At 66.8% G+C, this 24,348-nt stretch carries 14 protein-coding genes; 11 read left to right on the forward strand and 3 right to left on the reverse strand.

What is annotated here, in order from left to right; all coding sequences use genetic code 11:
- Positions 1 to 10: 10 nt before the first annotated feature.
- The 5 genes from AC07NF_RS09470 to AC07NF_RS09490 all read left to right on the forward strand — a co-directional run bounded on the left by AC07NF_RS09470 (position 11) and on the right by AC07NF_RS09490 (position 7,901).
- Positions 11 to 1,318, forward strand: a complete 1,308-nt coding sequence (locus AC07NF_RS09470; RefSeq protein WP_494632018.1) for an MFS transporter — start codon at positions 11 to 13, stop codon at positions 1,316 to 1,318.
- Entirely contained in the window at positions 1,315 to 2,526 is a 1,212-nt protein-coding gene (locus AC07NF_RS09475) for a glycoside hydrolase family 88/105 protein (protein ID WP_494632017.1), read from the forward strand. Before AC07NF_RS09470 ends, AC07NF_RS09475 begins: the two co-directional genes overlap by 4 nt.
- Positions 2,527 to 2,535: 9 nt before the next feature.
- Positions 2,536 to 3,786, forward strand: a complete 1,251-nt coding sequence (locus AC07NF_RS09480; RefSeq protein ID WP_494632016.1) for a DUF2264 domain-containing protein — start codon at positions 2,536 to 2,538, stop codon at positions 3,784 to 3,786.
- A 109-nt stretch (positions 3,787 to 3,895) separates the two neighbouring features.
- Positions 3,896 to 4,687, forward strand: a complete 792-nt coding sequence (locus AC07NF_RS09485) for an IclR family transcriptional regulator (RefSeq protein ID WP_492814112.1) — start codon at positions 3,896 to 3,898, stop codon at positions 4,685 to 4,687.
- A 379-nt stretch (positions 4,688 to 5,066) separates the two neighbouring features.
- Positions 5,067 to 7,901, forward strand: coding sequence for a TonB-dependent receptor (locus AC07NF_RS09490; protein ID WP_494632015.1), 2,835 nt, complete (start codon positions 5,067 to 5,069; stop codon positions 7,899 to 7,901).
- 111 nt (positions 7,902 to 8,012) lie between these two features.
- Here AC07NF_RS09490 and AC07NF_RS09495 read toward each other — a convergent pair whose 3' ends face one another.
- Both AC07NF_RS09495 and AC07NF_RS09500 read right to left on the reverse strand, forming a co-directional pair.
- A complete protein-coding gene (locus tag AC07NF_RS09495) occupies positions 8,013 to 8,951 on the reverse strand; it encodes a FecR family protein (RefSeq protein WP_494632014.1) in 939 nt (312 codons plus the stop codon).
- Positions 8,929 to 9,522 (reverse strand): RNA polymerase sigma factor, encoded by a 594-nt coding sequence (locus tag AC07NF_RS09500; RefSeq protein ID WP_492814117.1) that lies wholly within the window; start codon positions 9,520 to 9,522, stop codon positions 8,929 to 8,931. Before AC07NF_RS09500 ends, AC07NF_RS09495 begins: the two co-directional genes overlap by 23 nt.
- A gap of 348 nt (positions 9,523 to 9,870) precedes the next feature.
- Between AC07NF_RS09500 and AC07NF_RS09505 the strand changes: the two genes are divergently transcribed.
- The 4 genes from AC07NF_RS09505 (at position 9,871) to AC07NF_RS09520 (ending at position 16,845) form a co-directional block, all read left to right on the forward strand.
- On the forward strand, positions 9,871 to 10,188 hold the full coding sequence (locus tag AC07NF_RS09505; protein WP_494632013.1) for an HU family DNA-binding protein: 318 nt from the start codon (positions 9,871 to 9,873) through the stop codon (positions 10,186 to 10,188).
- Positions 10,189 to 10,319: 131 nt separating this feature from the next.
- Entirely contained in the window at positions 10,320 to 13,781 is a 3,462-nt protein-coding gene (locus AC07NF_RS09510; RefSeq protein ID WP_494632012.1) for a TonB-dependent receptor domain-containing protein, read from the forward strand.
- A 116-nt stretch (positions 13,782 to 13,897) separates the two neighbouring features.
- Positions 13,898 to 15,493 carry a pectate lyase gene (locus tag AC07NF_RS09515; protein ID WP_494632011.1) on the forward strand — a complete coding sequence of 532 codons (1,596 nt, stop codon included), beginning with the start codon at positions 13,898 to 13,900 and terminating at the stop codon, positions 15,491 to 15,493.
- On the forward strand, positions 15,490 to 16,845 hold the full coding sequence (locus AC07NF_RS09520) for a pectinesterase family protein (RefSeq protein WP_494632010.1): 1,356 nt from the start codon (positions 15,490 to 15,492) through the stop codon (positions 16,843 to 16,845). Before AC07NF_RS09515 ends, AC07NF_RS09520 begins: the two co-directional genes overlap by 4 nt.
- On the opposite strand, the gene AC07NF_RS09525 is transcribed toward AC07NF_RS09520, so the two are convergent.
- Positions 16,829 to 18,307 carry a nucleoside hydrolase-like domain-containing protein gene (locus tag AC07NF_RS09525; protein ID WP_494632009.1) on the reverse strand — a complete coding sequence of 493 codons (1,479 nt, stop codon included), beginning with the start codon at positions 18,305 to 18,307 and terminating at the stop codon, positions 16,829 to 16,831. The two genes, AC07NF_RS09520 and AC07NF_RS09525, sit on opposite strands and share 17 nt — an antisense overlap.
- Before the next feature lie 558 nt (positions 18,308 to 18,865).
- On the opposite strand from AC07NF_RS09525, the gene AC07NF_RS09530 reads away from it, so the two are divergent.
- Both AC07NF_RS09530 and AC07NF_RS09535 read left to right on the forward strand, forming a co-directional pair.
- A complete protein-coding gene (locus AC07NF_RS09530) occupies positions 18,866 to 21,799 on the forward strand; it encodes a TonB-dependent receptor (protein WP_494632008.1) in 2,934 nt (977 codons plus the stop codon).
- 107 nt (positions 21,800 to 21,906) lie between these two features.
- Positions 21,907 to 24,276, forward strand: a complete 2,370-nt coding sequence (locus AC07NF_RS09535) for a glycoside hydrolase family 31 protein (protein ID WP_494632007.1) — start codon at positions 21,907 to 21,909, stop codon at positions 24,274 to 24,276.
- Positions 24,277 to 24,348 lie beyond the last annotated feature (72 nt).

The following is a 24,348-nucleotide window of genomic DNA, read 5'->3' on the forward strand; positions in this document are numbered from 1 at the left end:
AGCGCGCGCCATGACCATCGCCCCGTCGGACAAGCCCGCCACGCGTTATCGTTGGCTGATCTGCGCGCTGCTCTTCCTGGCCATCGGCATCAACTACATCGACCGGCAGATGATCGGCATCCTGAAGCCGACCCTGCAGAAGGACCTGGGCTGGACCGAGGTCGCCTATGCCAACATCGTCTTCTGGTTCCAGCTGGCCTATGCGATCGGCTTCGTCTCCTTCGGCCGGGCAATCGACCTGCTGGGCGTGCGCATCGGCTATGCGGTGGCCTTCGTGGTCTGGACGATCGCGAGCATCGCCCACGGCTTTGCCCATACGGTCACCCAGTTCGCGCTCGCCCGCTTCAGCCTGGGCCTGGGCGAATCCGGCGCCTTCCCCGCCAGCCTGAAGGCGGTGTCGGAGTGGTTCCCGCAGAAGGAGCGCGCCCAGGCGGTCGGGCTGTTCAACGCCGGCACGGCGCTGGGTCCCATCGTCACGCCGCTGCTGGTGCCGGCCGTGACCCTGGCGTTCGGCTGGCGCGCGGCGTTCATCGCCACCGGCCTGATCACCCTGCTATGGCTGGTCGCCTGGCTGCTGGTCTATCGCTCGCCCGAGCAGCACTCGAAGATCTCGGCCAGCGAGCTGGCCTATATCCAGGACGGGCGATCGGAAGAGGTCGCCGTGCGCACGCCCTGGCGGCGCCTGCTGCAACGGCGCGAGGCCTGGGCCTATGCGGTCGGCAAGTTCCTGACTGATCCGGTCTGGTGGCTCTATCTCTTCTGGCTGCCCGACTTCCTGCACAAGCGGCACGGCCTGGACCTGAAGTCGTTCGGCCCGCCCCTGATCGCCATCTACCTGGTCGCCGACGTTGGTTCGATCCTGGGCGGCTGGAGCTCGTCGCGGCAGATGAAGGCGGGAAGATCAGCGAATGCGGCGCGCAAGTGGACCTTGCTGGCCTGCGCCCTGGCCGTGACGCCGATCGTGCTGGTGCAGTTCGTCGACAACCTGTGGGGCGCGGTGGCGATCATCGCCCTGGCCGCCGCGGCGCACCAAGCCTGGTCGGCCAATCTGATGACCCTGCCGTCGGACCTGTTCCCGCGCCAGTCGGTCGCCTCGGTGATCGGGCTGGGCGGCGCGGCGGGCGCGATCGGCGGCATGCTGATGACCACCTTCAACGGCCGCGTGCTCGAGGCTTTGGGCTCGTACCAGCCGATCTTCATGGTCGCCGGCGGGGCCTATCTGCTCGCCCTGCTGTTGATCCACCTGCTGACGCCCAGGCTCCGTCCGGTACGAGCCGAGGACCTGACACCACGAACCGGAGAGGAAACCGCCCGATGAAGGTCATCGCTGGACTCACCCTGGGCCTGGCCGCTCTGAGCGCCCTGCCCATGGCCGCCTCGGCCCAGATCGCTCCCGCGGCCCAGGTCGCCCAAGGTGTGGAGACGCCTTGGCGCCGCGCCGACGTCATGCGGCTGGCCGAGCGGGTTGCCGACTACCAGCTGGCGACCATGGCCGCTGGCTACATCCCGCCGGAAGCCGCGCGCGACACCGTCGACCCGGCCGGCTGGGTGCAGGGCGCGCTGTTCGTGGGCCTACGCGACCTGGCCGACCGCTCGGACAACACCGCCTACCGCCAGGCGATCCTGGCGCGCGGCGCGGCCAACAAGTGGGCGCTGGGCAAGCGTTTCTATCACGCCGACGAGCATGTGATCGGCCAGTCCTATCTGTGGGCCGCCAAGCACGGGGCCGGCGACGCGGCGATAGGCCCGCTACGCCAGCGCTTCGACGCCATCCTGGCCTATCCGCCCAAGGTCGGACTGGAACACGCCGAATATACCGACCCGCGCGGCGTCGACTGCGACCAGCGCTGGTGCTGGAGCGACGCCCTGTTCATGGCCCCGGCGACCTGGTTCGAGCTCTCGGCCGTGACCGGCGACCCGAAGTACGCCGCCTATGCCCGCAAGGAGTTCGCGGCGACCACCGACTATCTCTACGACAAGGAGGAGCACCTCTATTACCGGGACTCGCGGTTCTTCACCCGCCGCGGCCCTGACGGCGAGAAGGTGTTCTGGAGCCGCGGCGACGGCTGGGTCGTGGCCGGCCTGGCGCGGGTGATCCCGATGCTGCCGCCGGGCGATCCCGATCGCGTGCGCCTGGAGGCCGTCTTCAAGGAGATGGCCGCTAAGCTGAAGGCCATCCAGAAGCCCGACGGCTACTGGTCGCCGTCACTGCTGGCCAACCCGGCCAAGTCGCTACCGGAATCCAGCGGCACGGCCTTCTTCACCTATGGTCTCGCTTGGGGCGTGAAGGCTGGCCTGCTGGACCGCGCGACCTACGAGCCGACGATCCGCAAGGGCTGGGGCGCTCTGACCCGCGCGGTGCATCCGGACGGCAAGTTCGGCTGGGTGCAGCCGATCGGCGATCGTCCCGAAAGCGTCAGCTACGAGGACACTCAATTCTACGGCGTCGGGGCCTTCCTGCTGGCCGCGACGGCGATGGCGGATCTCGATCTCAAGGCGCCCGCGGCGTCCAAACAAGCTCGATAGGGGGCAGTCATGCACAAGCGCGATTTCATGAAGGCGGCCCTGGTTGGCGCCGCGACCCTGGGCTCCGCCGGCGCGGCCAATGCCGCCAAGCCGGCGGCGGCGATCGACGACCGCGCCTACATGGCTGGGCTGCTGGAGAAGATCGCCAGCCCGGTCCTGGCGGCGATGTCGACGGGCGAGCTGAAGAAGACCTTCCCGCTGGAGCTCAGCCCCACCTGGGACGGCCGCGACCGCAATGTGGCCTATCTGGAGTGCTTCGGCCGCCTGATCTCGGGCGTGTCGCCATGGCTGGCCCTGCCCGACGACGACACCGCCGAGGGCAAGGTGCGCAAGCGCCTGAAAGACCAGGCGGTGCAGGCCTATGTCCACTCGGTGGATCCCAAGAGCCCCGACTATCTGGCCTGGGGCGGTACGGGCCAGGCCCTAGTCGACTCGTCCTATTACACCCAGGCCCTGCTGCGGGCGCCGAAGACCCTGTGGGACCCGCTGGACGCCACGACCAAGAAACGCATCGTCGCCGAGATCAAGGGCCTGCGCCGGGCCAATCCTCCGATCACGAACTGGCTGCTGTTCGCGGCGATGAACGAAGCCTTCCTGATGCAGATCGGCGAGGAGTACGACCCGATGCGCATGAGCATGGCCGTGCGCGCGATCAACAGCTGGTACGTCGGCGACGGCTGGATCAAGGACGGCGAGAAGTTCCACTTCGACTACTACAACTCGTTCGTCATGCACCCGATGATGATCCAGGTGCTGGAGATCATGGAGGCCAACAAGGCCCCGTTCTGGAACGACAACCTGACCCAGTGGCGCGAGCTGGCCGTCAAGCGCGCCCAGCGCTATTGCGAACATCTGGAGCGCCTGGTCTCGCCGGAAGGGACCTTCCCGCCGTTCGGCCGCTCGTTGACCTATCGCACCGCGGCGTTCCAGCCGCTGGCGTTCATGGCCAAGCGCAAGCAGCTGCCCCAGAAACTGTCGGAAGGGCAGGTGCGGGCCGCCCTGACCGCCGTACACAAGGCGGTGTTCAGCCAGGCCAGCAACTTCAAGGACGGTTTCCTGACGATCGGCTTCGTCGGCGCCAACCCGGCCCTGGGCGACTGGTATTCAAACAACGGCAGCATGTACATCACGAGCGAGGGCTTCCTGGCCCTGGGGCTGCCGGCGACCGATAGTTTCTGGACGACGCCGGCCCAACCCTGGACCCAGAAGCTGGCATTCGCGGGACAGCCGTTCCTCAAGGACTACGCCGTCGACTACTAGGATATGAGTTCCGACACCGGTGTCAGGCTTGTATTGCCCTGCGAGGGGCGTATCACTATTCGGGACGGCCCGGGGCAATGTCGCCATCGGGCCAGCATGAACGGTTGATATGAAGGACATCGCCACGGCGGATGTGGAAGAGGTCGCGTCGGCGCGGGCCAATGCCGGCGCCCAGACCCTCTTCAAGGGGCTCGAGGTTCTGAGCCGGGTGGCCAAGGGCGACACCACGCTCGGCAAGATGGCCAAGTCGCTGGACCTCAACAAGACGACGGTGCACCGCCTGGCCTCGACCCTGGTCGAGGCCGGCTTCCTGTCGTTCTCGACGCGGGAAGGCTACGCCCTGGGCACCAAGCTCCTGGAGCTGGGCTACGCGGCGTCGCAGCAGATCACCCTGACTCGGGTCAGCCACGATCACCTGCGCCAGTTGTCGGTCGACACCGGCGACACCGTGAACCTGGGCGTGCTGGAGCGCGACCAGGTCCACTATATCGACAAGATCCCCGGCACCCGCCGTATCGAGGTGCGCTGCGTGATCGGCGAGCGCCAGCCGCTGCGCCACACGGGCCTGGGCAAGGCCCTGCTGCTGGACGAGAGTGAAGAGGTCCTGCGCGAGGTGTTCCTGCGCGAGGCGACGATCTTCCCGCGCTATCGCTACGACCTGCGCCAGTGGTTGGACGTCATGGCCCGCTATCGCAGCCTGGGCTACACGATGGATCTGGACGAGAACGAGGACCACATCCGCTGTGTGGCCGCGCCGATCCGAGACATGGGCGGCAAGATCATCGCGGCCGTCTCGGTGTCCTCGATCGCCCAGTACATGGACGACGCGCGGATCGAGGCCGTGGCTGACTACGTCAAGGAAACCACCCAGAAGATCAGCGCCGAGTTCGGCTACCGCTAACCCGCTTCCTCTTCGAATCCTTCGAGCACGCGCGCGGGCGACCGCGCGCGTGTTTTCGTATGTCAAATGCTCTGAGGTCTGATGTGGCCGGCGTGCAACGGCGCCTGTCGAAACATTTCAGCGGCGAAAAAATCAGACAAACGTCGTTCCGATATATGTGGACTCGCTTCGATATGTGTTACGCCTATCGACAGAAGCGAAAAGCTCGAATGCGAGGAAACATGTCTAGGGCACTGCGGCGCGGCTAGTCCGCGCCATCACGCATAACGCGTCTCCAGTTCGATTTTTGAAATGCTCCGCCAACGGCGGGCAACCCCCTCGGGCACGCCGGGCGGGGAGGGGAAAACTGCGCGGCGAATGACCGCGACGGGGAGGGAACATGAAGAAGCAACTTCTGCTGACGACGATTCTGGCCGCTGGCCTGGGCGGCGTCGCCACCAACGCGTGGGCGCAAACGGCGGCTCCGGCGGCCGGCCAGGACACCGTGGAGGAGGTGATCGTCACCGGCTTCCGGTCCTCGCTGCAAAAGTCGCTGGGCCTGAAGAAGGACGCCATCGTCGTCCGCGACTCCATCGTCGCCGAGGACATCGGCAAGTTCCCCGAAGCCAACGTCGCCGAAGCCCTGCAGCGCATTCCGGGCGTGTATCTCAGCCGTGACGGCGCGTCGAACGAGGGCCAGCGCATCTCGATCCGCGGCCTGGGCTCGGACTACAACGTCACCACCATCAACGGCGCCCCGGTCCGCACGACCTCGTCGGGCAATGTCGGCGGCTCGTCGCGCGACTTCAACTACGACGTCTTCGCCTCGGAACTGTTCGGCCGCGTCGACTTCTACAAGACGCCCCTGGCCGAGCTGGAAGAAGGCGGCATCGGCGGTGTCGTCGATCTGCAGACGCCGCGTCCGTTCGACAAGGCCGGCCGCAACATCCGCTACCAGGTCGTCGGCTCGTACAACGACAAGTCCAAGCACCTGGACCCGGCCGGTTTCGCGCTGTTCTCCAACACCTGGGGGAATTTCGGCGCCCTGTTCGCGGTGGCCCATTCCAAGAGCGTCAACAACCGTTCCGGCTTCGAGGCCACCGGCGGCTACAACAGCCACGCCCTGGCCAGCCTGTCGCCCAACAAGGGCCAGTTCGCCTTCGCGTTCGACTTCGCCGACCCGCGCTACAACCGCGGTTCGCTGACCCAGGCCCAGATCGAGAACGGCTATCTGCCGCGCTTCTACCGCTACTACGGCGGTGAAAACACGCGCGAGCGCACCGGCGCGGTCGGCTCGCTGCAGTATCAGAACGAGAAGGTGAACATCAGCGTCGACGGCCTGTACTCGAAGCTGCAGGACTCGCTGGACGAATACACCTTCGGCCTGCCGATCCGGAACTCGCGCACGACCATCCCGACCGCCAAGCCGGGCGCGCCGGGTCACAACGGCTTCGTGCCGATCAACGTGACCCTGGATCCGAAGTCCAACCTGCTGGAAGGCACGTTCGGCAACACCTCGTACCTGGGCGAGAGCTACTATTACGACTCCCAGACCGAGTTCAAAATGGCGTCGTTCAACGCCGCCTATCAGGCCACGGACAAGCTGAAGGTCACCGCCCAGGGCAGCCTGAGCGAAAGCGACGCCTTCTTCACCGGCAACCGCCTGATCTCGAACCTGTACGGCGTCACGACGACCATCAAGTACACGGACGATCACGTCTATCCGGCCCTGTCGGCGCCCGGCGTCGACTTCACCAACCCGGCCAATTACGAGGACTTCGGCGTCGGCTTCGACTGGCGGCGTGAGGTCGACAAGGAAAAGACGGCCAAGCTGTTCGCCGACTACGACTACGGCGTGTTCGGCATCGAGGGTCACCTGAAGGGCGGCTTCTCGTACGTCTCGACCAGGAAGACTACCACCAAGCGCAACGCCACCGCCGCCGGCACCGCCAAGATCGCGTCGCTGGGCGCCACCGCCCTGCGCAACGCCATGCTGCGTGAAGTGCCGATCGACAACCTGGTGATCGGCTCGGGCTATCCGCAGCAGTGGGCGGTGTTCGGCCGCGACTATGTGATGAGCACCTTCGACCCGATCGGCACGGCCAAGGCCACGCCGGTCGACTTCAACGCCTCGTTCGGGGCCGAGGAAACGGTCAAGACCGCCTTCGTGCAGAGCGACCTGAAGGGCCAGGTCCTGGACCGCGAGCTGCGCGTCAATGTCGGCGTCCGCTATTCGGAAACCGACACCCACATCGACAACTATCTGCGCCAGACCAACAACGGCGTGACGACCTATCAGCCCAACGAGGCCGAGGGCTCGTACAAGAACACCCTGCCGTCAGCCAGCTTCGCCTACGACCTGACCGACAAGCTGATCTGGCGTGGCTCGTGGGGCAAGACGATCACTCGCGCCTCGCTGTCGATCATCGCCGCCAACACCGTGATCCCGAACATCTACGAGACCCGCGCCACGGCCGGTAATCCCAATCTGCTGCCGCAGACGGCGACCAACTACGACACGGGCGTGGAGTGGTACTTCGGCCGCGGCGGCATCCTCAGCGCCGGCTTCTTCTGGAAGGAGCTGAAGGACACCACCGTCTCGACCAACATCAACGTGCCGTTCTCGTCGCTGGGCCTGCCCGACGCGGCCCTGGCGCCGATCTTCCAGAACCCGGCGACCGGCAAGATCGACCCGAACCTGCCGATCACCCTGTCGACCTTCTATAACCAGGGCACGATCAAGCTGGACGGCTACGAGCTGGCCTACCAGCAGTCGTTCGACTTCCTGCCCGGCTTCTGGAGCGGCTTCGGCGCCCTGGCCAGCTTCACCCACGTCAACACGTCGGGCTTCGACTACACGACGACGGGCGGCAAGATCCTGAACGTCAACACGGTGCCCAAGTACTCGTACAGCCTGACCGGCTACTACGAGAAGGGCCCGTTCGGGGTGCGCCTGTCGTACAACTACAAGGCCAAGAACATCATCGAGACGTCCAACAACGGCTCGGACCTGCAGCGCTGGCACTCGGGCGCCGGGTTCCTCGATGGCAACGTGACCTACAAGGTCAATGACAGCATCGAGGTCCGCCTCGACGCCCTGAACCTGGCCAACGCCCTGCAGTACGACTTCTTCGACGACGTCAGCGGTCGCTACGGCAATGGCCGCAAGACCCGCATGGACTACGCCAAGTACAATGGCCGGACCATCAAGTTCGGCGTGCGCGGCAAGTTCTAGGCGCCTCCAGACGGGGGAGCCTCTCCCCCGTCTACCTCCCTGATGTTTGTGAGCACTCCCCCGCACACAGGCATGACTGAAGCCGGTGAGGTCCGCCTCGCCGGCTTTCTTTTAGCGGGCGCTCACCACCAGGACGCCGTCGGCGCGTGGGCGGACCGTGACCGGCAGCGCTGTCGGCAGGTTGGCGACGAAGGCGCGCGACTGGTCGGCGCGGAAGCTGGCGGTCACCCGCAGGTCGGCCACGGCCGGAGCGGCGACCACACGCACGGCCGAGAAGCGGCCGATGTCGCTAGCGACGTCGGTCAGGCGGGCCGAGACATAGCTGAGGCGACCTTGGCGCCAGCCGGCGATCGCGGCCGGATCGGCCAGCTTGGCCGGGTGGGCGCCGGCCGCGTCCAGGGTGACGCTGTCGCCGCGCGCCAGCACGGCGTCAAAGGCGGGGCCGCCCTCGTCGCGGTGCACGGCGACGCGGCCGCGCTCGACCGCCACGCCGATCTCGCCGCTGGGCGCATGGCGGACCTCGAAGCGGGTGCCCAGCACCGTGACTTCCGTTTCGCCGGCCTCGACCTGGAACTTGCGGCCCTGGGCGTGGCGGACGTCGAACAGCGCCTCGCCGCGCTCGAGCACATAGTGGCGGCCGCCAAACAGGCCGACCTTCCGCAGGCGCGTCTCGGGGGCCAGGGTGGCGACGCTGCCATCGCTGAGCGTGGCGGTGCGCACCACGCGGCCGCTCTCCAGGATCTCGGGCGGACGCGTCGCTAGGCCGACGCCGATCGCCAGGCAGGCGGCCAGCGGCAGGCCGGCGGCGGCGACCCAGCGCCAGGCCGGGGCGCGCGCCGGGCGTTGTTCCTGGGCGAGGACATCGACGCTGCTCAGGGCCAGCATCAGTTGCTCGGCCTGGTCATAGGCCTCCGCATGGCGAGGATCGGCGGCCAGCCAGTCGCGCAGGTCGTCGGCGCGTTCGGGCGACAGGCGCTCGCCGAACACGGTCAGGGCCCAGTCGCGGGCCTTTCCCTCGATGTCGTCGTCAGGCGCGACGGTTGCGTTCACGAGACAATCCTCGAAAGTCTATCTGACCGCCCGCGATGGCGCGCTGGCAGGCGGCGACGGCTTCCCCGACCGTTTTCCGCACCAACGCCTCGGACACGCCGTTCTGGCGGGCGATCTCGGCAAAGCTTTGACCGGCCACGCGGTTGGCCGCCAGGAAGCGGCGGTGACGCGGAGGCAGGCCTTCGACAACGCGGCTCAGCACGCCCAGCTCCTGCTTGGCGATGATAGTCCGCTCGGCGTCAGGTTCGGCGTCCGCCTCCAGCGCCGGCGCGGAGGCCGACACCAGGCGGGAAGCCATCTTCTGACGTCGCAAGGCGTCGCGCGCGAGATTGATGGCCACGCGAAACACGAAGGCCCGCGGGCTCTCGTGGTCCTGGTCCGCCGGTCGCTCGCCCAGCTTGACGAAGGCCTGTTGCGCCAGGTCCTCGGGCTCGGGCGGGCCGGGGCCGAACCGCGCCCGCAGAAAGCGGCGCAGGTCCTCCCAGTCATCGCAGTAGCTCTCGCGGAAGGCCGACTGGCCGCTCCACGTTCGCACGTCGTTGTCGGCGCTCGGCCGGTGCGGTTTCGCCACGGCCCCTCCCTATAAGTCACGCGCCGTCTTATGCCGCCGACGATGCGGGTTCGCGGCCGCCGGTTCAATGCGCCAACAAAAAAATCGCCGTTCGGACATCTTTGTTGTGCGGATCGGTTTAGCTCATTCGTTGATCTTGGTTTAGGGCAATTCTAAGCAAGTATTTGCCCTATAAATCGCATGTGACCGGTAACTTTTCTCTTTCCGATTTAAATTCGGCATGTTTATGTCGAAACAAGTGACACCGGTGTCCAACCGGGAAAGCGGCGTTTTCGCCGATTAGGGAAGGGGAGGCGGGCCAATTGCGAGCCCTGAGCCATATCGATCGCCTTGCGCGGATCGCCTCGGATGAGCGGGGCGCCCATGCGCGTTGATGGCGGCTTCGTCCAACCCTTCATGGATTTCTCGCGCATGGATCGCGAGGTCAGCGACGTGCTGGTCCAGGCGCTGTTGAACCGCATGCGCCAGGCGCTGCTGGACGGTCACAGCCTGGACGTGCCGAGCATCGGCGAACTGACCATCCACCAGACCCGGCCTCGCGCCCTCGTCAATCCGACCAGCGGCCAGACCCGCGAGCTGGGCGGCGAGCGCACCGTGCTGTTTCGCCCTGACCGCCAGCTGGTGCGGGAGCTGAACGCCACCCGGAAAGATCACGATGTCGACTGACCGCCACGCACCGCAGGGCGTGAACGCCAGCCGACGGACCACGGCCGACTAGGGGCCATCAACAGGCGAAGGGACGGACAGAGAAACATCCGCCGCCCGGAGTCGAAAGTCAGATTGGGGAGGAAACCTAAATGACCATCCATCGAGACCACCACAAGAAGCGAGCCCTGCTGCTCGCCAGCATCTCCACGGCCGCCTTCGTCGCCGCCGCGCCGAGCTTCGCGGCCGCCCAGGATACGGCCGCCGCGCCGGCCACCACGTCCGACACCGTCACCGAGGTCGTCGTCACGGGCTACCGCGCCGCTCTGCAAAGCGCGCTGAACCTGAAGAAGAACTCGGACGTGATGATGGACGCCATCAACGCCGAGGACATCGCCGACTTCCCCGATTCCAACCTGGCCGAGTCGCTGCAGCGCCTGCCGGGCATCTCGATCGACCGCGACAACGGCGAAGGCCGCACCATCAGCGTGCGCGGCCTGTCGGGCGACTTCAGCCGCGTGCGGATCAACAACATGGAAGCGCTGTCGACCGGCGCGGCCAATGACGCCGGCTCCAGCCCCAACCGCTCGCGCGCCTTCGACTTCAACGCCTTCGCCTCGGAGCTGTTCAGCTCGGTGCGCGTGCGCAAGTCGTCGTCGGCCGAGGCCGACGAAGGCTCGCTGGGCGCGACCGTCGACCTGATCACCGGCCGCCCGTTCGACTACAAGAACAGCGCCGCGGCCTTCTCGGCCGAGGACTCCTACTACCAGAACGGCAAGAAGCACGCGCCGCGCATCACCGGCCTGTTCTCCGACCGCTTCTTCGACGGCAAGCTGGGCGTGCTGGTCTCGGCCGCCTGGGCCAAGCGCAATTCCGAGGACGACAACTACGCCCGCGGCACCGGCTCGTCGGACTATGTCTATCGCGGCAGTACCTGGACCGGTGACGAACTGCCCGGCCGCGCCGGCTTCGCCGCGCCGACCGGCACGGTGTTCAGCGCCCTGATCCCGACCACACTGACGGGCTCGGCCCTGGACGCCTACAAGGCCAACCCGGCCAACTACTACAACCCGATGGCCAATCCGGACGCCTATGCGGCGATGACCGGTTCGGACCCGGTCGCCTACGCCAAGCTCTATCCGGGCTGCGCGGCGGTGACCTCGGCTCCGGTGGCGGGCCTCACCCCCACCAGCCCGGGCTGCAACAACTCGCTGGTCCGCTTCCCGGCCCTGCCGTCGATCCAGCAGCGCAATGTCGAGACCGAGCGTCTGGGCCTGACGGGGTCGTTCCAGCTGCAGCTGGCCGAGCGCACGCGCCTGACGGTGGACGGCCTGTACTCGAAGTTCGAGAGCACCAGCACCAACTACCAGCTGGGTCCGGTCGGCCTGAACCGCAACAACACCAACGCCAGCTATCAGTACGGCGCCAACGTCCCGACGGCCACGGCGCGCGCCGGCACGCCGTTCACCGACGCCCAGCGTCGCGCGCTCTATCCCGGCACCTGCACCGCCGCCGCCGAGACCGAGCTCGCGCCCGGCACCGATTGCGGCCAGGCGCTGAACGGCAATAACCCGCTGCCGGGCTATACCTTCAGCTACAACCCCAACAACCTGGACGCCTACGAGTACTACACCAACCCAGCCTCGCCCGGTTACGCCGGTCCGGCCTCGTCCCTGCCGTTCCGCGGCCAGCTGATCGGCCGCCCGGCGGTCAAGGTGCTGGACGCCGACGTCGTGGGCCAGAACGCCGAGTATCTGAAGCTGGGTAATGTCGACTGGCGTTCGGCCGCCGACCGCGGCGCCTACACCACCGACTTCCGCCAGGTGTCGGCCACGGTCGACCACGAGTTCAGCGACAAGCTGAAGGCCACGGCTTCGCTCGGGACCTCGCGTTCGGAAAACGTCAACGTCGGCACCCTGGTCGAGTTCAACGCCATGGACGTCCAGGGCCCGTTCGTCTTCGACGAGCGCGGCGCGACGGGCATGCCCAAGTTCGACGCCGGCTTCAACGCCGCCGACCCGAAGAACTGGGGCATCATCAAGGGCTTCTCGGGCATGCGCCACTATCGGCGCACGACGATCAACGACTACACGGGCGGCAAGATCGACGTCACCTACGAGCTCGACGATCACTGGACCATCAAGACCGGTATCACCAAGCGTGAGTTCAAGTTCTCGACCGACCAGTACGAGCGCAACAACGACCTGCTGAACCCGACCGAAAAGGAAGCCAAGGTCTCGGTGGCGTCGCTGAGCCAGGTGATCGAGTTCGGTAACGGCCTGGACGTGCCGGCCGGTTCGACGACCAGCTTCATCGTTCCGAACATGGAGGCGTTCAGCAACGTCTTCGGCTTCGACTGCAACTGCATCAACAAGTTCGGCGACTTCACGATCACGCGGAAGCGCAACCGCACCGCCACCTTCGGCGTGACCGAGAAGAACCTGTCGTACTACGCGCAGTTCAACTTCGACTACGAAGTCTGGGGCGGCCGTCGCCTGTTCGGTAACGTCGGCGTGCGTCAGGCCGAGACCGACGTCCTGGCCTATGGCGAGACGACCGCTGGTCGTCGCATCACCGGCGAGAACCACTACACCGACACCCTGCCGTCCGGGAACATCACCTGGGAGGCCTATGACAACCTCTACATCCGCGCCGCGGCGGCCAAGGTCATGGCCCGTCCGCTGCTGGGCAACCTGTCGCCGGCCATCACCGGCATCAGCATCCCGGGCGATGGCTCCAGCATCGGCGGCACCATCACGGTCGGCAACACCAAGCTCTCGCCGTTCCGCGGCGAGGCCTACGACATCGCCGCCGAGTGGTACTTCAACAAGGGCGGCCTGATCAGCCTGGGCTACTTCCGCAAGGATATCTCCAGCTTCCCGCAGACCGTCTTCTACGAAGCGCCGCTGACCCAGTTCCTGGACGCCGACGCGATCGCGGCCCTGAAGCTGCAGTTCCCGGGCGAGACCGGCGCCGACGTCCTGCGTCGCGCCTATATCGACGCCAACAACCCGGTCCTGGCTCGCCAGGTTCGCGACGCGCCCGGTGGCTACCTGCAAGGCTGGGAGTTCAACTTCCAGCAGGACCTGACCTTCCTGCCCTGGTACTTCAAGAACCTGGGCGTCCAGTTCAACATGACCAAGCTGGACACCCAGCTGACCTACATCCTGGACCCGGGCACCGTGGTGGCCGGCGCCGGCACGGTCACCAAGGCCCCGACCTACGGCAAGGGCCCGTGGCTGGGCGCCTCGCCCAAGGGCCTGAACTTCACGCTCTATTACGAGACCGAGAAGTTCAACGCCCGCGTCTCGGTGGCCAAGCGCGACGCCTACAAGACCACCTACCCGCTGACCGCCGGCAACTGCGACCCCGGTCTGCAGTCGAACGGCGCGGCGTGCGACAGCCCGCTGATCAACGAGTTCGGCTCGTCGGCCGCGACCACCAATGTCGACATGTCGGTGCGCTGGTCGCCGCTCAAGAAGGTCAGCATCACCTTCGAGGCGCTGAACATCACCGACGAAAAGGCGACCCGCTACAGCTACACCGATCCGGTGATCCAGTCGTACGGCGCCAGCGGCCCGAACTATCGTCTGGGCGTCCGCTACAAGTTCTAGGCTGACTTCCTCTAGCCCGGACCGCCTCCAACGGTCCGGGTTCCAGAGCGACGCCGGCGATCCCCATCGCCGGCGTCGAGCTTTTTTGGACGGCCCCTTCTCGAGTGGAGTGTGGAATGTTCTCGCGACGCACCTTGCTGGGCTCCGTGGCGGCCCTGCCTTTCCTTGGATCGGCCGCCGAAGCGGCGACGGGGCCGACCCCCGCCGAGGTCAAGGCGACCATGGCCCGGGCCACGCGCTTCATGACCGACAAGGTCGCGGTGCATGGCGGCTATGTCTGGTCCTACCTGCCGGACCTCTCGCGTCGCTGGGGCGAGATGGAGGCTTATCCGTCCATGGTCTGGACCCAGGCGCCGGGCACGCCCGAGATGGGCCAGATCTTCCTCGACGCCTATCACGCCACCGGCGACGAGGCCTACTACAAGGCCGCCGAGCAGTCGGCCGCCGCCCTGATCGCCGGCCAGCATCCGTCGGGCGGCTGGAACTACATCATCGACTTCGCCGGCGAGGCCTCGCTGAAGCGGTGGTACGAGACGATCGGGACCAACGGCTGGCGGCTGGAGGAATTCCAGCACTACTACGGCAACGCCACCTTCGACGACCACGTGACGGTCGAGTGCGGCCGCTTCCTGCTGCGCCTGCACCTGGAGAAGGGCGATCCCAAGTACCGCGCCGCCGTCGACAAGGCTGTCGATTTCGTCCTGAAGAGCCAGTACCCCAGCGGCGGCTGGCCCCAGCGCTGGCCGCGCATGGGCGAGTTCACCAAGCAAGGGCGGCCCGACTACACCGGCTTCATCACGATGAACGACGAGGTCGCCGAGGAGAACATCGACTTCCTGTTGCTCGTCCTGCAGCAGCTGAAGGACGAGCGGGTCCGCGAACCCGTCAAGCGCGGCATGGAGCTGATCATCGCCCTGCAGCAGCCTCAGCCCGCGCCGGGCTGGGCCATGCAGTATTCGCTCGATCTGAAGCCGGCGACCGGCCGTACCTACGAGCCCGTCTCGATCACCCCACACGGCACCGCCGCGGCGGTGGTCCAGCTGCTGAACTACTACCAGCAGACCGGCGAGCGGCGGTACCTGGCCCGTGTGCCCGAGGCGCTGGACTGGCTGGCCGCCGTCGAGATCCCGGCCGACAAGCGCGGGCCCGATGGCCGCAACTTCTACCGCAACTACGATCCTTCGACCGGCAAGCTGCTGGGCGGCCACCGCAGCGGTTCGAACAGCCAGAACGGCAAGTTCTGGGCCGACTTCAACACCGAAGACACGCGGGCGGAGAAGCACATCAACGTCGCGTCCCTGCGCGCCCGCTACGAGCGCGTCGCGGCGATGTCGCCGGAGGAGGCCACGAAGAACTCGACCCTGATGGGCCGCGGACCGTCGCTGTTGCCGCCCTATCTGATCAGCCATGTCGGCGGTTCGGACCTCAACGTCACGGTCGCCGACGGCAAGCGCGCGGCGGCGGTGGCCGAGCTGGTCGGCGGCCTGAACGCCGAGGGTTACTGGCCCGTCGAGCTGCGCACGACCAGCCATCCCTATCAGGGGCCCGGTCCGGACAAGCCGCCGGCCGGCTTCGTCGATGTCGGCCAGGTCGGCGACGCCTGGGACACCTCGCCCTTCACCCTGCCCAGCGGCCCGATGGGTATTTCCACCGGCGCCTATATCAACAACATGGCGCGCCTGATCACCTATCTGCGGACCCAGAAAGCATGACTTTCTCGATGACGCGCCGCGTGGCGCTGGCGGGCATCTCGGCGCTGCCCATGGCGGCGCGGGCCGCGACGCCGGCCCCGGCCACCTACGCCCTCGTCGCCGACATCGTGGTGGCCAAGGACGGCTCGGGGCAGTTCAGCACGATCGCGGCGGCGCTGAAGTCGATCCCGACCGACAACCGCGAACGCAAGGTGATCCTGGTCCGCAACGGCTTCTACGACGAGGCCGTGCGGGTCGACGCGCCGTACGTGACCCTGCGCGGCGAGAGCCGGCTGGGTGTGCGCCTGCAGGCCAATCGTCCCGCCAACGAGACCAAGGACGAGATCGGCCAGGGCGTGGTCAATATCGCCGCCACCGCCCACGACTTCGTCCTCGAGCACATGACGGTGCACAACATCGTCACCGTCGCGGGGCCGCACGCCTTCGCGGTGCTAGGCCGCGCCGACCGCACGATCATCCAGGACGCCGACCTCTTGAGCCTGGGCGCCGACACCCTGGCCCTGTGGCGGACCGGCAAGTCCAAGGCCGAGGACGGCCTGTCGGAAGCGCCGGGCGCGACGCCGCTCAGCCCCGACGGCGGGCGCTACTATCACACGGGCTTGCGGATCACCGGGGCGGTGGACTTCGTCTGTCCGCGCGGCTGGTGCTTCATGGCCGACTCCGAGATTGTCCAGATCTATCCCCGCGCCGAGGCCGCCGTCTGGCACGATGGCAGCGGCAATGCCGACAAGAAGTTCGTCATGAAGGGCTGCACGTTCGACGGCCCGCCGAACTTCTATCTGGGCCGCCATCACCGCGACGCGCAGTTCTACTTCCTCGACTGCGCCTTCTCCGAACGGATGCGCGACAAGCCGACCTATCAGGTGATCTATCCGCTGGACGGCGGGACCCCCAGCCTGGCCGACATCGAGCGCAACCGCGTCGCGGCCGCCGAGACCAAATGGGGTGAGCGCCGCTACTTCAGCAACAGCCACCGCGCGGGCGGCGACTACGCCTGGATGGCCGATAGCTTGAGCAAGGCCCAGGCGGCGAAGATCGACGCGGCCTGGACCTTCGCCGGAACCTGGAATCCCGAGCGCACCGACGGCCCGCGTGTCATCGCCGTCGCTGTCGAGGGCGGCCAGGCGAAGCTGACCTTCGACCGCCTGGTGACGGTCAAGGGCGCGCCGGGGCTGGTCTCGGCCAATGGCCAGGCGGGCAAGTACGTCGAAGGCAGCGGGACCAACACTCTGACCTTCGAAACGGCCGATAAGCCCGCGCGCCTGGACTTCGCGCAAGGCGTGGTGATCGGCACGGAGGCCGTCGCGAAGACGGCCTTCGCGCGGACCAGCCTGCCTATTTCACGTCGATGATCACCCGCTTGTAGCGGGTCAGGCGCGGGGAGCCATGGTCGGTGACGGCCAGGATGATGTGCATCGTTCCCGTGCCCGGCGGCACGACGCGGTTGGTCTTCACGGTCAGCCAGGCCTTGGGCTGGTCGGCATTGTTGATGTCCAGCTTCACGCCCGAGGCCGAGCTGGTCATGCCGCGCGTGCCGGCCTCCTCGTAGCAGAACCACTCGTAGGACAGGGCGTCGCCGTCCGGATCGGACGAGCCGACGGCGCTGAGGTCGACGCGGTCGCCGGGCTTGGCGACGATGTAGTCCGGGGTCTCCAGCTTGGGGACCGGCGGGTGGTTGGCTTCCTTGTAGGGTTTGGTCGTCCAGTCCATGCGGGCGGCGAAGTCGTTCTGGAACGCCTCGCGCCAGCGCCACACGGTGGCCTGGGCGGTGGTGTGCCATTCGCCGTCGCGGCCATAGACCTCGTCCATGGCGTTGGTCCAGATCGGCCGGGTTTCGGGCTCCAGGAACCAGCGCTCCTTGCGCGGGGTGTAGAGCTCATAGCGACCGCCCCAGCCGCCCCATTCGGGGTGGTCGGGATCCGACAGGCCGTTGTCGATCAGGTTCAGGAAGGACGGGGTGTCGCCCTCCATCTGGAACTTCCAGCTGGGATAGGCCGCGCCCAGCGGGCCCTTGGCGCGGATGTTGGCGTTCAGCCACTCGTTGCTGACGAGGTATTCGTTGGCCCCGCCGAAGCGGCCGTGGAAGTTGTCGCCGCCGATGCCGATCCAGGTCGACATGTGGAAGCTGACGCCGGGGCTGACGATGTAGTGCAGGCCCGGAAACTCGCGGCGGATCCAGGGGCCGCTGTCGTCCTGGTCCGAGATCGCATAGACGCGCAGCTTCGAGACGAACTTGGCCAGGGCGGCCTTGGAGCGCGTGTTGCGCACCTTCCACAGGGCCTGGCCCAGCACGGTGGGGCCGCCCCAGACGGTGACCCAGACCGGACGCGGATCATCGCGATCGACGGCCTTGATCAGGAGATCGGAGCCCGGCGAGTCCTTGCCCGCGCCGATCGCGGTCTTGCCGTCCGGAACCAGGGCCTGGGAGATCGTCGCCTTCAGCGCGTCCGCCGTGGGGAAGCCCTTCTCGTGCTGCTCGAGATTGTCGCGGACCTGGCCGTAGGTGTCGACGATGTGGGTGATCAGCTGCGGATTGACCTCACCCTTCACCGTGGTGGCGACCAGGCCCTCGATGTCGACCTGGTTGGCATAGGTCATCAGGCGGACCATCGACTCCTGGTCGTCGGGATCGCCGCCGATGTCGGTCAGCACGAACAGGCGCGGCTTTTCGTGCGCGGCCTTCAGGGGCGATTGTGACGGGGCAGGGGCGGCCGGAGCCTGAGCCGCCATGGCCGGCGAGGCCGTCAGGGCCGCGATGATGGCCAGGCTGACGCCCGTGCGCAGCCCGGCGGCTAGCGAAGCAAATCCCGTCATGCGCGGATCCTTTCCCCGTTCGGACCTTCGTGGTCCCGGCGCTCCGGGATCTGGGTCCTCTTTCTGGCGCTCATGCGCCTTGGCTGGCGCAACAGGTACCGATGGCCAAGGTGGGGGTCAACGCGGATTTCGCGCGGTTCAATCGAAAAGAAAGGAAAACGAAAGTCACTGTTCCCATCATCTGGGAAATAGCCTTTCGCCTTGAAATCCCTTGTCAGAACGCGCCGGGCGACGGCCTCGCATGAGGCCATGAGGCGTCCAAAACCCATTCCTCAGACATATCTTTCGCCATCAATACGTTTTCGATTGATTTCGATTGATGTCCTTTGATAACGCTTTTGTTCAGCGAACAGCGAATACGGTGCCATCCCAGACCTCCTCTCGGGGTTGGGGCCGTGTCTAAGGCGGCGTCGGCTTCCTTTCCGGCCGACGTCGCCGCTTTCCGCCCGGGGCGTGTTTCCGGGCGTCGGACTTCAAGACGACGAGGCGCTCGACAGAAGCGTCACGAGGAAACGCAAACGACCGCGCCGAGAGCGCGCGGCGAAGGGGAAACGGGAAATGATCGACAGGTTCCAAAAACAATTGGCGGGCGGCGTTTCGGGCCTGGCCCTGGTGCTGGCCTTGGGCGGCGTCGCCCACGCCGAGGACGCCATCGCCACGGCGAGCAGCGCGGCCGCGCCGACCGCCATGGCCGCCGCGGCCCTGCAAGACGCAGCCGCGACCCAGGCCGACGACACCGCCGTGACCGAGGTCGTGGTGACCGGCTTCCGCAACAGCCTGGCCAAGGCCCTGGAGCTGAAGCGCACCAACACCGGCGTGGTCGACTCGATCCTGGCCGAGGACATCGCCAAGTTCCCCGACAACAACCTGGCCGAATCCATCCAGCGGATCCCCGGCGTCGCCATCAGCCGCGACCAAGGCGAAGGCCGGGCGCTGTCCGTCCGGGGCCTGGGTCCCGACTTCACCCGCGTGCGCATCAACGGCATGGAGGCCCAGGCCTCGACCGACGGCTACAGCGGCGCCAACCGTGGCCGCGGCTTCGACTTCAACGTCTTCGCCTCGGAGCTCTTCAACCGCATCGACGTGCGCAAGACGCCGTCGGCCGACGTGGAAGAAGGTTCGCTGGGCGCGACGGTCGACCTCGTGACCGGCCATCCGTTCGACTACAAGGGCTTCAAGCTGGCCGCCTCGGCCCAGGCCGGCTACAACGACCAGACCGGCAAGACCCGCCCGCGCATGGCGCTGCTGGTGTCCAACACCTTCGCCGACGACAAGCTGGGCGCGCTGTTCTCGGTGGCCTATTCCAAGACCGCCGTCGACTTCCAGCAGTCCAGCTCGGGCCTGTGGAACCAGGGCAATGGCGACGGCGGCTGGTGCAAGCCGACCACGGGTACGGGCGGCATCTGCGACGTGCCGGCGGCCGACTTCGCCAAGGCCAACTCGATCTACACCCTGGCCAGCTCGCCCACGACCTACTACCCGCGCTTCATGCGCTACGTGCAGGGCCTGGGTAAGACCGAGCGCCTGGGCCTGACTGGCTCGCTGCAATGGCAGCCGACCGACGACACCAAGGTCACGCTGGACGGCTTGTTCTCGCGCTACAAGGTCAGCCGCGATGACTGGCCCCTGGAGGCCATCGGCTTTTCCCGCGGCGCCTCGCAAGGCGGCAAGCCCGAGATGCTGGTCCGGGACATGATCCTGGATAGCAAGAACACCATGCTCTACGGCCTGTTCGACAATGTCGACATGCGCTCGGAGCATAACCGTGACGAGTTCTCGACCGACTTCGGCCAGTGGACCCTGACCGCCGAGCACAAGTTCAACGACAAGTTCAGTATCGACGGCGTCGCCGGTTATTCGTACTCGGACTTCGACAACTTCAACGACATCTCGACCCAGATCGACCGCTTCAACGTCGATGGCTACTCGATCGACATCCGGCCCAAGGGCCAGTACCTGCCGGCGATCAACTACGGCTTCGACGTCACCAACCCGTCGCTGTGGTATTTCGGCCCGACCGTGACCCAGCCCGGCGGCACCGGCCCGACCGGTCCCGAAATCCGCCTGCGCCCGAACTACACCGACAACAAGTACAAGACCGTCCAGGTCAACGGTAAGTACGCCCTCAACGACGGCCTGACGGTCCGCGCCGGCGCCAACTGGAAGCAGTACGACTTCAGCGCCCAGTCCTATCGCTACGCCCTGGGCGAGGCGAACTTCCCGGCCATCCCGGCCGGCTACACCATCCAAAGCCTGACCGAGCAGTTCTGCGGCCTGGCGAAGATGAACGTGCCGACGCCGACCCCGACCTGCTGGACGACGCCGAACATCGACGCCTTCCAGGCCGCCTACAACATCTACTCCAACACCGGCCGCACGGCCCTTTCGCAGACCGTCGCCAGCGTGCGCGGCGAGAACCGCTCGGTGAAAGAAGAGGACAAGACCGGCTACGTCATGGCCAATTTCGACCAGGAGGTCGGAAGCTGGCGGGTGCGCGGCGACGTCGGTGTCCGTTATGTCGAGACCAACCAGACCTCGAACTTCTACACCAACGTCCCGACCTCGGTGAACGCCGCCGGCTTCGTGATGACCACGGTCAAGCGGACCTACACCGACACCCTGCCGTCGCTGAACCTGGTGCTGGAGCCGACCGACAAGCTGCAGGTCCGCTTCTCGGCGGCCAAGGTCATGGCGCGTCCGGCCCTGGGCAACCTGGCGGCGGCGACCAGCGTCTCGGTGGCCGGCGGTTCGCGCTCGGTCTCGACCGGCAACGCCAACCTCGACCCCTACCGCGCCAAGTCGGCCGACTTCTCGATCGAGTGGTATCCGAAGTCGGGGACGATCGTGTCGGCGGGCTTCTTCTACAAGAAGATCAGCACCTACGTTCAGACCATCACCACCGTGGCGCCCTATTCGTCGACGGGCCTGCCGGTCTCGCTGCTGGACGGCACGGGCGTCAATGCCAATGACGACTTCAGCATCACCAACGTCATCAACACCCCCGGCGGTCCGCTGAAGGGCTTCGAGCTGAACTACCAGCAGCCGCTGGACTTCCTGCCCGACATGTTCCGCGGCTTCGGCGTGCTGGCCAACTACACCTATGTCGATAGCAGCATCGACTATTTCGCCACCACGGCGGCGGGCGCGGCCAAGATCAACGCGCCGCTGCTGAACCTGTCGAAGAACGCCGCCAACGCCACGCTCTACTACGAGCGCGGCAAGGTGCAGGCGCGCGTGTCGGTGAACTATCGCGACAAGTACCTGACCGCCGTCCCGGGCCGCTACAACCAAGATGTCCAGGGCAACCTGTCGACCACGTTCTTCGACGCCTCGGCCTCGTACAAGGTCACCGACCAGCTGTCGGTCAGCGTCGACGCGCTGAACCTGAGCAACGAGAAGGACATCTCGTACATCGACTCCACGACCCAGCGTTTCGAGAACTACCGGGTCGGCGGCCGTCAGTTCTACGTGGGCGCGCGCTACACCTTCTAGCCGCCCGCTAGCCTTCACCAACGGTGTGTGCCCTCCTGCGCAAACCGTACTTCGGCGCCGGTCCCCCCGACCGGCGCCGCCTTTGTTTCCCGGCGAGGTTTGAGAACATGGCCCCTCGTATGGCGCTTCGACTGGCGGTTCTGGCGATGTTGGCCCTGCCGGCCGCAGCCCTGGCCGAGGTGCAGGTCAGCCAGGTCGGCGAGGTGGTCGAGGTCCGCAACGGGGCCGATGTCATGCGGCTGTCAGTCTGCGCCGACGGCGTGGTGCGGGTGGTGGCCAGCCCCGACGGCCAGGCGGTGGGCTCGTCGCCGCAGCAGCCGTGGTTCTCCAAACCCTGCATGCCTCAGGCGGTGACCCTGACCGACGCGACGGCGACCGGCACGGGCGTCAACACCGCCGCCGGCGGCGGCACGGCCAAGGCCGTCGCCAAGGTGCTGACGACCGGCGACCTGCGCGTCTCGATCTCGCTGTCCGACGGGACCCTGACCTTCCTGGCCCCCGACGACCGCATCCTGCTGCAGGAGATGGGCGAGCGGCCGCGCATCTACGAACCCCAGGCGCTGTCCGATGGCTCAAAGGCTTACAAGGTCACCGAGCGCTTCCACCCGGCCCTGCGCCAGGGGCTCTACGGCCTGGGCCAGCACCAGTCCGGCCAGTTCAACTACCAGGGCGCGGTGGTGCGCCTGGCCCAGGCCAATACCGACATCGCCCATCCGCTGATGATGTCGACCGAGGGCTTCGGCCTGCTGTGGAACACCGCCTCGGCCTCGACCCTGGACAACCGCTTCCCGACTGAACTGACACTGACCGCTGATGTCGGCCAGGCGATCGACTACGTCTTCGTCTACGGCCCCGAGTTCGACCAGGTCGTCGCCAAGTACCGCGACATGACGGGCGCGGCGCCGCTATTCCCGCGCTGGGCCTATGGCCTGTTCCAGTCGATGGACCGCTATGCCAGCGGCCAGGAGCTGCTGGATGTCACTAAGCGCTATCGCGACGGCGACGCCCCGGTCGACGTCATCGTCCAGGACTGGCGGTGGTGGAGCCGGATGGGCGATCCGGAGTTCCGGCCCGACGGCTATCCCGACGTGCCGGGCCTGCTGAACACCCTGCGTGAGCGCAAGGTCCACACCATGCTCAGCATGTGGCCGCTGCTGTCCAAGTCGTCCCAGCTCTACAAGCTCATGAACAAGCGCGGCTGGCTGATCCCCGGCACGGCGCTGTACGACCCGACCAACCCGGAAGCCGCCGACCTCTACTGGTCGCACCTGGGATCCAAGCTGCTCGACCAGGGCTGGGACGCGTTCTGGCTGGACGGCTCCGAGCCCGAGCTGCACCTGCCGACCATGGCCGAGACCGACCGCACCCTGAACGGCCGCAAACTGGCGATCGGACCGGGCGAGCTCTACGGCAACGCCTTCCCGCTGGCCCACGTGGCGGCGGTGTCGGACCGCTGGCGAAAGCAGCGCGACGACAAGCGGGTGTTCATCCTGTCGCGCTCGTCGTTCGCCGGCGTGCAGCGCTACGGCGCGGCCTCGTGGTCGGGCGACATCCTCAACGGTTTCCCGGTGTTCCAGCGCCAGATGCAGGGCGGGCTGAACTTCGCGCTGTCGGGCATGCCGTACTGGACCACCGACATCGGCGGCTACTACGGCGGCGTGCTGGACAACCCGCCGACGGGGCCGGCGACCACCGACCCGGCGTTCCAGGAGCTGTATGTCCGCTGGTACCAGTTCGGCGTCTTCAACCCGCTGTTCCGCACCCACGGCAAGCGCGAGAACAACCGCAACGACCTGTTCGCCTATGGCGATAAGACGCCGATCCTCCTGGACTACGACCGGCTGCGCTATCGGCTGATGCCCTACATCTACGGCCTGGCCTGGCGGGTGACCGACAAGGCCGACACCATCATGCGGCCGCTGGTCATGGACTGGCGGACCGACGAGCGGACCTGGAACATCGGCGACCAGTTCCTGTTCGGGCCTTCGCTGATGGTCGCGCCGGTGATGAACGCGGGGCAGCGCTCGCGGCAGGTGTTCCTGCCGGGGAGCGCGCCCTGGTACGACTTCTGGACCGGCAAGAAGTTGGCGGGCGGCCAGTGGCTGGACGCCGCCGCGCCGCTGGAGAAGATCCCGCTGTATGCGAAGGCTGGTGCGATACTGCCGCTGGGTGGGGCGGTGACCTATGCCGACCAGGATCCGCAGGGGCCGCTGGAGCTGCGGGTCTATGCCGGCGCGGACGGCCAGTTCGAGCTCTATGACGACGCTGGTGACAGCTACGCCTACGAGCGCGGCGAGCGGGCGGTGACACCGCTGGCGTGGAGCGATGGCGGCCGGAAGCTGACCATCGGCGCGCGGGTGGGGAGCTTCCCGGGGATGGTGCGGGAGCGGACGTTCAAGGTCGTGCTGATCGACGGCGGTCGCGAGCGGGTGAAGACCGTTCGGTACAGCGGCGCACCAATAGACATCGCCTTCTAACCCCCACACCGCTCATCCCCGCGAAAGCGGGGACCCAAGCCGAGTCAGCAATTCTGGCTCGGCCGCGCCCAA

The sequence above is a fragment of the Caulobacter sp. GW821-FHT10A06 genome (assembly GCF_059415805.1).

Coding starts and splice junctions, on each gene's coding strand:
- AC07NF_RS09470 (WP_494632018.1), top strand. CDS start 11: ATGACCATCGCCCCGTCGGACAAGCCCGCCACGCGTTATCGTTGGCTG.
- AC07NF_RS09475 (WP_494632017.1), top strand. CDS start 1,315: ATGAAGGTCATCGCTGGACTCACCCTGGGCCTGGCCGCTCTGAGCGCC.
- AC07NF_RS09480 (WP_494632016.1), top strand. CDS start 2,536: ATGCACAAGCGCGATTTCATGAAGGCGGCCCTGGTTGGCGCCGCGACC.
- AC07NF_RS09485 (WP_492814112.1), top strand. CDS start 3,896: ATGAAGGACATCGCCACGGCGGATGTGGAAGAGGTCGCGTCGGCGCGG.
- AC07NF_RS09490 (WP_494632015.1), top strand. CDS start 5,067: ATGAAGAAGCAACTTCTGCTGACGACGATTCTGGCCGCTGGCCTGGGC.
- AC07NF_RS09505 (WP_494632013.1), top strand. CDS start 9,871: ATGAGCGGGGCGCCCATGCGCGTTGATGGCGGCTTCGTCCAACCCTTC.
- AC07NF_RS09510 (WP_494632012.1), top strand. CDS start 10,320: ATGACCATCCATCGAGACCACCACAAGAAGCGAGCCCTGCTGCTCGCC.
- AC07NF_RS09515 (WP_494632011.1), top strand. CDS start 13,898: ATGTTCTCGCGACGCACCTTGCTGGGCTCCGTGGCGGCCCTGCCTTTC.
- AC07NF_RS09520 (WP_494632010.1), top strand. CDS start 15,490: ATGACTTTCTCGATGACGCGCCGCGTGGCGCTGGCGGGCATCTCGGCG.
- AC07NF_RS09525 (WP_494632009.1), bottom strand. CDS start 18,307: ATGACGGGATTTGCTTCGCTAGCCGCCGGGCTGCGCACGGGCGTCAGC.
- AC07NF_RS09530 (WP_494632008.1), top strand. CDS start 18,866: ATGATCGACAGGTTCCAAAAACAATTGGCGGGCGGCGTTTCGGGCCTG.
- AC07NF_RS09535 (WP_494632007.1), top strand. CDS start 21,907: ATGGCCCCTCGTATGGCGCTTCGACTGGCGGTTCTGGCGATGTTGGCC.